9 protein-coding genes and 2 pseudogenes are annotated in these 11,546 nt (G+C 68.9%); 8 read left to right on the top strand and 3 right to left on the bottom strand.

What is annotated here, in order from left to right; all coding sequences use genetic code 11:
• The 8 genes and pseudogenes from D7Y11_RS38320 to D7Y11_RS38285 all read left to right on the top strand — a co-directional run.
• A pseudogene (locus tag D7Y11_RS38320) lies at positions 1 to 354 on the top strand (hypothetical protein); the annotation flags it as partial.
• The gene (epsD, locus tag D7Y11_RS38315) at positions 351 to 1,388 is read left to right on the top strand and encodes an exopolysaccharide biosynthesis glycosyltransferase EpsD (protein WP_126936147.1); all 1,038 of its coding nucleotides are present in this window, start codon (positions 351 to 353) and stop codon (positions 1,386 to 1,388) included. The pseudogene D7Y11_RS38320 and the gene epsD, both read left to right, overlap by 4 nt.
• Positions 1,389 to 1,393: 5 nt before the next feature.
• Complete coding sequence (gene epsC, locus D7Y11_RS38310; RefSeq protein WP_169822113.1) at positions 1,394 to 1,930, top strand: serine O-acetyltransferase EpsC; 537 nt, start codon at positions 1,394 to 1,396, stop codon at positions 1,928 to 1,930.
• Between the two features lie 61 nt (positions 1,931 to 1,991).
• Positions 1,992 to 4,148 (top strand): GH44 family glycoside hydrolase EpsB, encoded by a 2,157-nt coding sequence (gene epsB / locus D7Y11_RS38305; RefSeq protein ID WP_126936146.1) that lies wholly within the window; start codon positions 1,992 to 1,994, stop codon positions 4,146 to 4,148.
• 10 nt (positions 4,149 to 4,158) lie between these two features.
• Entirely contained in the window at positions 4,159 to 4,962 is an 804-nt protein-coding gene (gene epsA / locus D7Y11_RS38300) for an exopolysaccharide biosynthesis glycosyltransferase EpsA (RefSeq protein ID WP_126936145.1), read from the top strand.
• Between the two features lie 259 nt (positions 4,963 to 5,221).
• Positions 5,222 to 8,071: an Ig-like domain-containing protein gene (locus D7Y11_RS38295; RefSeq protein ID WP_126936144.1), complete on the top strand. Its 2,850-nt coding sequence runs from the start codon at positions 5,222 to 5,224 to the stop codon at positions 8,069 to 8,071.
• A gap of 89 nt (positions 8,072 to 8,160) precedes the next feature.
• Positions 8,161 to 9,510, top strand: coding sequence for a restriction endonuclease fold toxin 5 domain-containing protein (locus tag D7Y11_RS38290; RefSeq protein WP_126936143.1), 1,350 nt, complete (start codon positions 8,161 to 8,163; stop codon positions 9,508 to 9,510).
• A 12-nt stretch (positions 9,511 to 9,522) separates the two neighbouring features.
• The gene (locus D7Y11_RS38285; RefSeq protein ID WP_120580790.1) at positions 9,523 to 10,236 is read left to right on the top strand and encodes an immunity 52 family protein; all 714 of its coding nucleotides are present in this window, start codon (positions 9,523 to 9,525) and stop codon (positions 10,234 to 10,236) included.
• Between the two features lie 3 nt (positions 10,237 to 10,239).
• On the opposite strand, the gene D7Y11_RS38280 is transcribed toward D7Y11_RS38285, so the two are convergent.
• The 3 genes and pseudogenes from D7Y11_RS38280 to D7Y11_RS38270 all read right to left on the bottom strand — a co-directional run.
• Positions 10,240 to 10,725, bottom strand: a complete 486-nt coding sequence (locus D7Y11_RS38280; RefSeq protein WP_120580791.1) for a cupin domain-containing protein — start codon at positions 10,723 to 10,725, stop codon at positions 10,240 to 10,242.
• Positions 10,726 to 10,753: 28 nt separating this feature from the next.
• Entirely contained in the window at positions 10,754 to 11,134 is a 381-nt protein-coding gene (locus D7Y11_RS38275; RefSeq protein ID WP_120580792.1) for a helix-turn-helix domain-containing protein, read from the bottom strand.
• 148 nt (positions 11,135 to 11,282) lie between these two features.
• Positions 11,283 to 11,546, bottom strand: a pseudogene (locus tag D7Y11_RS38270) (hypothetical protein); the annotation flags it as partial.

Raw genomic sequence — 11,546 nt, 5'->3', positions numbered from 1 at the left:
ATGGAGGCCGGTGCGCCCTACCCGGAACCTCCCCTGCGCCTGGTGGACGCCACCGGCATCGAGCCCGCCGGCGCCCCGCGCATGGTCCAGGAGGTGCGCCGCCGCGTGGAGCAGGGCGAGCGCGTGATCGTGGTCATCGACTCGCTCATCACCCACCCGGCGAGCCTCCCGCTGGCCCTGGCCGCGGACACCGCCCTGCTGGTCGTCACCCTGGGCGAGACGGACTTCGGCTCCGCGCAGAAGACCCTCGCCCTGGTGGGCGAGGACCGCTTCGCCGGCAGCGTCACCTTCCCGCGTCCGACCAAGAAGCAGAAGCGCGCCGCCGCTGACGCCGCCAAGAAGAAGAAGCCATGAGCCCTTCCGACTCCCCCGCTGTCCCGGCCCCCCGGCTCAGCGTCGTCATCGCCACGTACAACCGGCTGCCCCTCATCACCCGTCTGCTCCAGCAGCTGGCCGGCCAGACGCTGCCGCCCGAGGAGTTCGAGGTGGTGGTGGTGGACGACGGCTCCGCCTCCGACGTGAAGGGCCCGCTCTCCGAGCTCAAGCTGCCCTACACCCTGCGCGTGGAGGTGCAGCAGAACGCGGGCGCCGCCGCCGCTCGGCACCGGGGCGTGCTGGCCGCTCGGGGCGCCACGGTGCTCGTCACGGATGACGACATGCAGGTGGCCTCCGACTTCCTGGCGCGCCACCTGGCCCACCATCCGCAGGGCTCGCGCAACGTGGTGCTGGGCCGCATCCGGCCGGATCCCGAAATCGGGGAGATGCCCCTCTTCGAGCGCTGGTACGCGCACCTCAACAACCGCATGGCGGAGGAGCTCTCCGTCCCCGGCGTGAAGGCGCACGGCAACCACCTGTACACGGGCAACGTGTCCTTCCCCCGCGCGGACTACGTGGGCGTGGGCGGCTTCGACAAGACGCTGGGCCAGTCCGAGGACGTGGAGCTGGGCGTGCGCCTGGAGAAGGCCGGCTGCGCGTTCCTCTTCGCGCCGGACGCGTACGTGCTGCACGGCAGCGACCACGTCAGCTTCGAGAAGTGGATCCGCCGCGCCCACCGCTACGGCATGTTCGACACCCACGTCTCCGTGAAGCACCCGGACGTGAAGGGCGTGAACCCCTGGCGCCTCTTCTTCGAGACGAACCTGCTCTCGCGCCCGCTGCTCGCCTCCGCGGTGGTGGCGCCGCAAGCGTCCCGCCGGCTGACGGAGGCCGTGGTGAAGGCCTCCAGCGTGGCGGACAGGCTGGGGCTCACGGGCGCCGCGTACGCGGGCACCTCCGTGGCGTACGGCATGGAGTACCTGCGCGGGGCCCGCACGGAGGCCGGCGGCTGGGTGGGCGTCGCCAAGGGCCTTGCTCGCTACCTGCAGGGCCGGGGAAATCCCCAAGGATGAAAGCCATGTTCGGAGCCCTCATCTCGGACGCGTTGGAGATGGCCAAGGCGGCCACCGGTACGACGGACGCGAAGTCCATCGCCAAGGTGGTGCTGACCAGCGACTCGTACCGCATCACCGCGCTCAACCGCGCGCGGGAGGCGGCGCTGGCCTTCCACATCCCGCTGGTGAACCACGTGCTGCGCGTGGCCCAGACGGCGGTGATGGGCATCGAAATCGGCAAGGACGTGACGCTGGGCAAGGGCGTGTACTTCGTGCACAGCCTGGGCGTCGTCATCGGCGGGGACGCGCGCATCGGCGACCGCGTGCGCTTCTACGGCAACAACACCGTGGGCACCGCCAAGGACAACGGCTACCCCACCATCGAGGACGACGTCTGGATTGGCGCGGGCGCCCGCATCCTCGGCCCCGTGCGCATTGGCGCTCGCTCGCGCATTGGCGCGAACGCCGTGGTGCTCCAGGACGTGCCGCCGGACAGCGTGGCGGTGGGCATCCCCGCGCGCATCTTCCCGCGCAAGGACCTGGACGAGGTCCCGCTGTAACCGTTGTGGATTGCTGATCCGCTGTACCGGGTTCGTTCCGGGGGATGCGTTGAGGAAGGTCATGGCAGAGACGAAGCACGGACGGTGGAAGCGGACCGTCATCCTCACCTGCGCGGTGCTGGGCGGCGGCGCGGGCGTGGCCATGGCGCAGCAGGGCTCGACGAAGGGTGCTGCTGCTGCTGGGGACGCGGCGCCCGCCGCGCAGCCCGCCGCCACGGACACGGTGGCCGTGTACGACGGGGGCATCCAGGCCGGATGGAAGGACATCGGCTGGGCGCCTCGCGAACTTCCGAAGGGCGCGCCCGCGCGACTGCGGATGTTCAACTACGGCGGGTGGATCCTCTACCGGCCCAAGCTCCCGGGCGCGTATGGCGCGCTGAGCTTCCGCTTCACCGCCCCGGAGTCCTACGGCGAGTTCCTGGACGTGCGCCTGGATGCCCCTGGCGCCGCGACGTTCCCGCACGTGCGGATCAGCCCGGAGTTCATCGTCAAGAAGGACCGCGAGTGGGCGGAGGTCGTCGTGCCCATGGAGGTCCTCAACCCGCGCAGTCAGCCCTTCGACCGCCTGGTTCTGCGCGCGTCGAAGGAGGTGGGCCGGGACTGGGTGCTCTTCGACAAGGTGGCCCTGGTGCCGCTGTCGCCGGACGTGGCCGCTGCTCGGGCCGCTGGCGGTGGACGCATGGGCCGGGGCGACGGCCGCGAGTCGAAGATGATCATCGACTGCTCCGCGCCGTCCAAGGCCATCAACCCGCTCATCTACGGCATCGCGCTGGACGGCAACAAGGAGACGACGGACACGCACCAGTGGAAGCTGGGCGCCACCATCCGCCGCTGGGGCGGCAACCCCACGTCCCGCTACAACTGGAAGCTGGGCCGCGCGTGGAACACCGGCAACGACTGGTACTTCCGCAACGTGCAGCTGGGCTTCGGCGCGGATGACTTCCTGGAGTCCAACCGGAAGAACAACGTCCAGTCCGCGCTCACGCTGCCGCTCATCGGCTGGGTGGCCAAGGACACGTCCGCCGTGGGCTTCCCGGTGTCCTCGTTCGGCCCGCAGCAGGCCCAGGACGATACCGACCCCGCGGGCGGCAACGGCGTGCGCCGCGACGGCACGCCCCTGGTCCCCGGCGCTCCCACGACGACCAGCGTGCAGGCCCCGCCGGAGTTCATCTCCGAGTGGGTGAAGTCGCTCAAGGCCGCCAGGCGCGGCGTGAACATGTACATCCTGGACAACGAGCCCGCCCTCTGGAGCTCCACGCACCGGGACGTGCACCCTGAGCCGCTCACCTACGACGAGCTGCTCAAGCGCACCATCGAGTACGGCACCGCCGTGCGGAAGGCGGATCCAGAAGCGGTCATCGCCGGTCCCGCGGAGTGGGGCTGGACGAACTACTTCTGGTCCGCCGCGGACTTCGCTCCCGGCCGCCCGCCGTACACGGACCGCCGCGCGCACGGCGACGTGCCCCTGTTGCCCTGGTACCTGCGCGAGCTGCGCGACCACGAGAAGAAGACCGGCGTGCGCCTGCTGGACGTGGTGGACGTGCACTTCTACCCGCAGACCAACGTGGGCCTGGGCCTGGAGGGCGCCACCGACCCCGACACCAACGCGCGGCGGATCCGCTCCACCCGCGCGCTGTGGGATCCGACCTACAAGGACGAGTCCTGGATCGCCGAGCCCATCCAGCTGATCCCCCGCGTGAAGCAGTGGATTTCGGAGAACTACCCCGGCCGGGGCGTGTCCATTGGCGAGTACAACTTCGGCGCCATGAAGCACATGAGCGGCGGCCTGGCGCAGGCGGAGGCCCTGGGCCGCTTCGGGCAGCAGGGGCTCACGTCCGCGTTCTTCTGGCAGTACCCCGCGGAGAACAGCCCCACGTTCTGGGCGTTCCGCGCGTACCGCGACTTCGACGGGCGCGGCGGCCGCTTCCAGGACAACGGCCTGTCCACCACCGCGGCGGAAGGCACCAGCCTCTTCGCGTCCCGCGACGCGTCCGGCAAGAAGCTCACCGCCGTGCTGCTCAACTTCGACCCCGAGCAGGCCGCCCAGGCGCAGCTGGAGTTCAAGGGCTGCGGCTCGCTCAACACCGTGCGCGTCATGGGGTACTCGGGCGCGCCGGGCGGTTTCACCGAACAGGCCACCGGCAAGCAGGCCGAGCAGACCCTGTCGCAGCGCCTTCCCCCCTACTCCATCACCGTGCTGGACCTCACGGTGAAGTGAAGACGACGCCTTGACCACCGTAAACGCCCCCGCCGCCGCTTCCCCTCGCCCGCGCCTGAACATCGGCCAGCTCACCATCGACCAGCTCACGTTCCCGGAGGCCATCACGGCCATTGGCGAACTGGTGGACGCGCACCAGGGCGGCTACGTCTTCACCGCCAACGTGGACCACGTGGTGCTCGCGGAGACGAACACGCGCTTCCGCGACGCGTACTCCAAGGCCACCATTTCGGTCGTCGATGGCATGCCCATCGTCTGGGCGTCGCGCATGCTGGACGTGTCCCTGCCGGAGCGCATCGCCGGCTCCGACCTCATCCTCCCGCTGGTGAAGATGGGCGCCGAGCGCAAGTGGCGCATCTTCCTGCTGGGCGCGGGCCCCGGCGTCGCGGAGAAGGTGGGCAAGCAGTTCCAGGCGGAGTACCCCGGCATCGAGGTGGTGGGCTGGGACTCGCCCATGGTGAACCTGGACGCGGGTGACGCGCAGAATGATCCCATCGTCGCGCGCATCCGGGAGCAGGATCCGCACCTGCTCTTCGTCGCGCTCGGCAGTCCCAAGCAGGAGGTGTGGATCTCCCAGGTGGCCCAGAAGCTGGGCCCCACGGTGGCCATCGGCATTGGCGCGGGGTTCGACTTCATCGCCGGCACCGCCAAGCGCGCACCCGAGTGGATCGCCAAGGCCGGCTTCGAGTGGCTCTACCGCCTCACCCACGAGCCCAAGCGCCTGTGGCGCCGGTACATCCTCAATGACTCCCAGTTCGGGATCATCCTGCTGCGCGAGCTGTGGAAGCGCACTCGCGGTTCACAGGAAGGCTGAGTCCCGAGGGACTCGCACGACTGGCCGTATGTCCTTGATTTCTAAGGCTTGGGCGCTTTGCCCCTCCCTGGACAGTTACAGCCAAACTTGAGTATTCTAGCCCCGCACGCCTTTCGCGGGGTGCTTCTTCCAGCCGGACGCGGGTTTCGGATCACCGGGGCGCGGAGGTGAGGCGCGGGTGGACGGGCCGGGGTGTGCGCTGGGGGCCCTGAGCCTCGCGTCCGGGTGTGCCCACCCGTAGGCCCCTGGACGTTCCCTCATGTCATCAGCCGTATCCCGTTCGTCGCCCCGTTGGGCGGCGCGACTCGTCACGTTCGCGGTGATGGTGCTGTCGGCCTTCAGCCTGCCGGCCGCCGCCGCCACCAACACGGAGGCCACGCAGAAGGCCATCCAATTCCTGAGCGCGGACGTGGCCAACTGGACCACGCACGAGAACTGCATCGCGTGCCACCGCCAGGGCGCGGCGGTGTTCGGCCTGTCGAGCGCCAAGGCCAATGGCTACAACATGGCGCAGGCGGCGACCAACGGGCGCACGCTCCAGCAGAACCTGGACGCCATCACGGCGCGCATCAAGACGGACCAGCTGCCTTCCGGTCACTGGCTGTATCAGGGGTCCTCGTTCCCGAACTCCAAGACGGGCTGGGCGTCGTTCGGCCTGGCGGGCTTCGACCAGTACGTGTCCACGCAGTACAGCAGCGCGCTGGTGATGGCGGCCAACTGGGCGCTGGGCATGCAGCAGTCCAGCGGCCGGTGGAACGAGGACCACAGCGGCACGCCGGTGAACCACGGCAACGTGCCCATCACCGCGCGATACATCGTGGCGCTGGCGCAGGCGAAGCAGCGCGTGGACCCGGCGAAGGCGGCGCAGTACCAGGCGGCCATCGACAAGGCGGCCGCGTACCTGCGGGCCAACATCAACACGGCCACCACGGGCGTCTTCGACGACGGCATGCCGTACACGTTCCAGAAGTCGTGGGCCATCGTGGGCCTGAAGGCCGCGGGGCCGGGCGCCAATGGCGTGAACACCACCACCATCAACACGCTGGCGAACCAGCTCATCGCGATGCCCTCGGTGAGCGGCAAGGGCTGGGGGCGTTTGCCGACGGACGCGTCCGACGACTTCGCCACGGGCATCGCCGTGTACTCGCTGTGCCTCGCGGGCAAGGAGCCGGCGAGCAACGCGCGCCTGTTCAACGCGATTGAGTGGCTGAAGACGAAGCAGGCGGCGGACGGTGGCTGGGAGCCGGCGTCCCCGGCGCGGGACATCCCGACGACGTTCGCGTCGCTGGGCCTGGCGTGCTTCGGCGACTTCAGCGTGGAGGTGTCCGTGGTGGGCGAGGACACCAAGATGTTCTCCATCCCCAACCTGGAGCCGAAGGAGACGACCTACACCCTCAAGGTGAAGAACCACGGCTACCAGGCGGACACGTACACGCTGAGCACCGCGGGCGGCCTGCCGGGCTGGACGGCCACGCTGAGCCGGCCCACGGTGTTCCTGGCCTCCGGCGCGGAGTCCACGGTGACGGTGACGGTGCGTGCGCCTGCGAACCTGCTGCCGTCGCTCTTGTCGGAGGTCACGGTGACGGCGGCGTCGGGTGGCGCGGCGGGCGTGTCGGCGTCGGCTCGCGTGCGGACGTACACGCCGCCGGAGCCTCCGGTGACGGGCGTGGCGACGACGACCACGATTCTCTCTCCGGCGGCGAACGCGAGCGTGACCATTGGCAATCAGGCGACCTTGTCCGCGCGGGTGCGGAATGCGTCGACCAACGCCGTGGTGACGGGGTCGAAGAAGGGCGTGGTGACGTTCTTCGTGGCGGGTGTTGCGATTGGCGCGGATGACGACGCGGACGGCGACGGCGTGTTCTCCCTCAATTGGACCATCGCGACGGACACGTGGTCCGCCACGGGCGCGCAGGACTACCGTGCGGTGTATTCCGGCGTGACGTTGCAGCCGGCCAGCCCGAACCTGCTGGGCAGCACGGCGGCGCAGACGCTGGTCATCAATCCCTATCCGTACACGGCGCCGGAGGTCATCATGGGCAACCAGCCCGCGTTCCTCCGCGAAACGACGCTGAACGCGTGGGGCTTCGTGAAGCCGGCCACCAACGGCGCGTTCATCACCTACGCGGCGTTCATCGTGAACGGCGGCGCCCCGGTGGTGGTGAACCCCGAGCTGAGCGGCGGTCTGGTCTACGTGCCGGTGGAGCTGGTGGAAGGGCCGAACATCATCCAGCTCACGGGCCGCGACAACCTGGGCGGTGTCACCACGAAGCAGATCAACCTGACGGTGGATCGCGTGGCGCCGGTCATCACCATCCAGTCGCCGGTGTCTGGCCAGGTGGTGGGCGGGTTGGTGGATGTCATCAGCCAGATTGACGAGCAGACGCCGACGCGCGTGGAGACGCAGTGGGTGAACACCACGCTGCTGGAGTTCGGCACCGGTTCGGTGACGCACCCGGTGAGCCTGCCGAACTTCGGCGAGCAGGGTATCCTGGTGCGCGCCACGGACTCCGCGGGCAACGTGACGGAAGCCGTGGTGCATGTGTTCGTGGATTCCGGCTCGCCCACGGTGACGACGGACACTGCGGACGGGGCCACGTTCGGGCCGCGTGCGAACAACTCGCTTCCGTATGTAATTCGCGTGTCGTCCGTGTCCGCGACGACGGTGAAGCTGGGCAGCCAGCAGTTCCAGTTGCCGCGCGGCGGCGGTGAAATCCAGACGTCGGTGACGCTGGCGTCGGGTGTGAACACGCTGACCATCGACGCGACGAACGAGGCGGGCCGCACGACACGCGTGACGCGCACGGTGCGCTACGACACGCAGGCGCCCACGGCGACGCTGGTGACGCCGGCTCCGGGCGGCACGGTGGGTGGCGTGGTGACGCTGACCGCGCGGGTCACGGATGCGCTGAGCGGCATCAAGAACGTGGCGTTCACGCGGGACGGGTCGGGCATCCGCGCCGGCACGCTCCAGTCGAACGGCACGTGGACCGCGTCGCTGGACACGCATGAGTTGCTGGATGGCACGCACACGGTGGATGTGTGGATGACGGACTCGGTGGACAACTTCGTCATCCAGAGCTTCAGCTTCACGGTGAAGAACAACTAGCCGTCTGTCGTTGACGGCGGTGCCCCTTCGGGGCGGAGGGTCCTCACGGGCCTTCCGCCCCGTTGTCTTTGGGGCGCATGCTTGTCGCTATGAATGCGCACAGGGCCGGCGTGTGGATGTTGTTGTTCGTGCTGCTCACGGGCTGCGCCAGCGGGCCCACGGTGCGGTTGCGCACGGAGCGGGGGACTACGACGTATGCGCCGGAGACTTGGGACCGGCGCGTGCCGGTCAGTGCTCGGGATTTCGAGGCGGCGCTGGCGCGATTGGTATTGGAGGTGCCGCTGACGGTGCGGTCACCGAGGGTGGTGCGCACGGTCGCGAAGAAGGGAGCGCAGCTGGACCTGGGATTCGGGTTCATGCTGCGGGACGGGTACGGACGGTGGTGCCGGGCGCATGAGGCTCCGGGGGACTGTCTGTCGTTGCTGGAGGATGGGGCGGGTTTCGGTGAGTTGGACCGGCTGACGCTCGCGGTGGGCATGTCGCTGGACCCTCTGCGCGCGAGCATCGGGGCCGCACTGCAGGACACGCTGAATCCGGAGTTCTTCGTGTCCGTGGTCTCGGGAGCGATTGCGTCCTGGGTGGTGCTGGCCGCGGCTCCGGAGCCTGTGTTCACCAAGGCCGCGGCGGTGATTGCCGCCGTGTTCCTGGCGTACGTGGGCGTGCAGTCGTTCCTTGCTGTGGTTCGCGCGTGCGGTGCGCTGAAGGATGCGACGGATAGGGCTCAGACGTTCCAGGAGCTGGAGGAGGCAGCGGAGGTCTTCGCGCAGGCACTGGGGCCGGAGGTGGCGCGCGTCTTCGTGCTCGCGGTGACGATGTTGGTGAGTCACGGAGTGACGGTGGGGCTGTCGTCGGCGCTCTCTTTGATGCCGCGCTTCCCGGACGCGGTGCGGTTGGGCTCGACACAGGCGGGTTTCAACCCGGCGCGCGTGTTGGACGTGAGCGCGGTGGCAGTGGTGGACGGCGTGGTGGAGGTGACGCTCGCGTCCACGGCGGTGGCCATGGCCACGATGGGCCCGCCTCTTCCGAGCAGCAGCGGAGGCCCAGGCAAGTGGGTGCAGGTGAATGAGGCGATGTCCAATCGAGCCCGCGACTATCAGGCCCAGGTGACTGGAGCGCCGAAGGGGTCCGCGTACCGGGTCAAGGTAGGAGACGAAGAGGTCGACTTCGACGGCTACGACCTGGTCGACGATTTGCTGCTGGAGGCCAAGGGCGAGGGCTACGCGAAGTTCCTTGAGAATGATGCGCAGATGAAGAAGTTCTTCACTGGGTTCGATGGACTTCGCGCTCAGGCCCGGCGTCAGCTGGCATTGGCGGGAGGAAAGCGCATCCGCTGGATCGTGGCGGAGCAACCCTTTGCGGATTTCCTCCGTGCGGCTTTCAGCCGTCTCCGTTTCAAGATTGAAGTCGTGCACATCTCTCCATTGCCTCCCGTCCCTTGAGGAGTCCGAGCCATGACCGAGACCTACTACGCGGGTTGCTACTGGCTGGCCCGGCCCGAACCGGTGGAGGACTGCGCCCGGCACCTGGAAGCCTTCCTCCGGGAGCTCGGCCCGCTCGAGCCTTCATGGAACCGCTGGCATGAAGCGGCGGACTCGTACGAAGAGGCTCGCAAGCTTCAGGTCCAGACGGATGCACCGACCCTGACGAAGCTCCTCGGCCGGAAGAGCAATCGGTCTCTCGACAGCTCCAACTTCTGGCTCTGGGCGGGCGAGAACGAGGATGAGACCTCCGCAGTCAACGGCTTCTGCGGGAGCTCATCCCCTCATGTGAACTCGGTGTGTGTCCTGGAACCGCCAGCCCGAGGCCCGGTCGCGGAGCGGGTGCTGACCGCGCCCGTCATGGCCCGCGTGGTGCGTGCCATGGCGCTCGCATGGAAACCCGAGTTCGCCCTGGCGACCTCTGAACAGCACCGGGACCTCGTGGCAGCGCCCTCTTCCGACACCTACGTCGGCTGGGTCACCTACCTCGCCGACTTCCGCGGGCCCGTGCCCCCGCTGCCCTCCTCCGTCCAGGTGGAGCACATCCCGGACCGGGGCACGCTCATCACCCTCACCCAGGAGAAGTTCAGCGTCTCCAACCCCGCCCACGTCGCCCTCGCCGCCGACGTCCAGGCGCGCCTCCAGGCGGCGGGGCTGCTCACCCCGCTTCGCCCCTGGGGCACCTGAGCCTTACCGCCGCCCGGCCTTCGAGAACCTTCTCAGCAGCGCCTCGTGCGCCGGGTGGCGGGCCACCAGCGCCTCCTCCTCCGGCAATTCGAAGTCCGCGAACTCGAACCCCGGCGACACCGTGCAGCCCACCAGCGTGTACGCGCCCAGCGACTCCGCCGCCTGCAGCACCCCCGCCGGCACCAGCACCTGCGGCTGATGGCCCTGCGTCACGTCCCGGCCCAACACCGGGGACTCCACCCGGCCGTCCTCGTGCACCAGGTGCAACGCCAGCGGCTCTCCGTCGTGGAACAGCCACAGCTCGTCCGCGCCCACCACCCGGTGCCACGCGGAGAACTCCCCCCGCTGCAACAGATAGTAGATGGCCGTCCCCGCGGACCTGCGTCCCCGCAGCGTCTGCACCTGGAACGCCGCGCGGTAGGTCTCCCGGTAGTAGCCGCCCTCGGGATGGGGCTTGAGGTCCAGCCTCCGCACCAGCTCTTCAACCATGGTGGGCACAGTCTAACGCCACGTCCCCTCAGGGCTTCTTCTTCTGCTGCTGCATCGCGGACGCCACCAGGTTCATCAGCTTCAACTGCACCGGCGTCAGCCTCCGCAGGTTGCGCATCAGCCGCCGCATCTCCGGCACGTCCTCTTCCGTCCGCACCCGGGGCTTCTCCTTCGGCGGCGGCGCCGCGAACTCCTCACCCAACCCCAGCAGGTCATGCGGCGGGATGTTCAGGACGACGCACAGACGGCGCAGGTTCTGGACGCTCGGCAGCATGTGGCCACGCTCCAGCCGGCCATACACCTCCGACGCCATGCCGATGCGGTCCGCCACGTCCGCCTGCGTCAGACCCAGCTTCACCCGCACGTTCCGTGCCGCCGCGCCGAGGATTCCCGCCAGTTCCGTGTCCATGCCCTTGTCCCGGGTGCGAAGCGCCTCCATGGCACCGGGCGCTGGGCATAACCCTGAAGGTCGGGTCATGTCACCTTACCTCTGGCGTTTTTTCCGCCTCCCCCATCCGACCCGGGACGTCCCCTATGAAACGCCCATCCTGCCCCTCTCAGGGGGTGGGCTCGGGCACGGGCGCGCGCCGGCGCTCGGCCGCGGTGAAGAGCAGGGCCATGGGCAGCCCCAGGAACACCGCGTGCCACACAATCTGGAGGAACTGCGGAACGCTCAGGAACCAGGGGAAGTAGCCGCGCCCCAGCAGTTGGAAGTTCACCAGCCACACGAAGATGCCGAAGAGCATCCCCACCGCCGCCTGGAACTCCCAGCGCCCCCGCCCGTCCAACGGCAGCATCGCGTCCAGCAGCGCGTACACCAC

The organism is Corallococcus sp. AB018, from assembly GCF_003986945.1.
Lineage (GTDB): Bacteria > Myxococcota > Myxococcia > Myxococcales > Myxococcaceae > Corallococcus > Corallococcus exiguus.
Note: the sequence above shows the minus strand (reverse complement) of the source record. Positions and strands in the feature narration are given on the sequence as shown.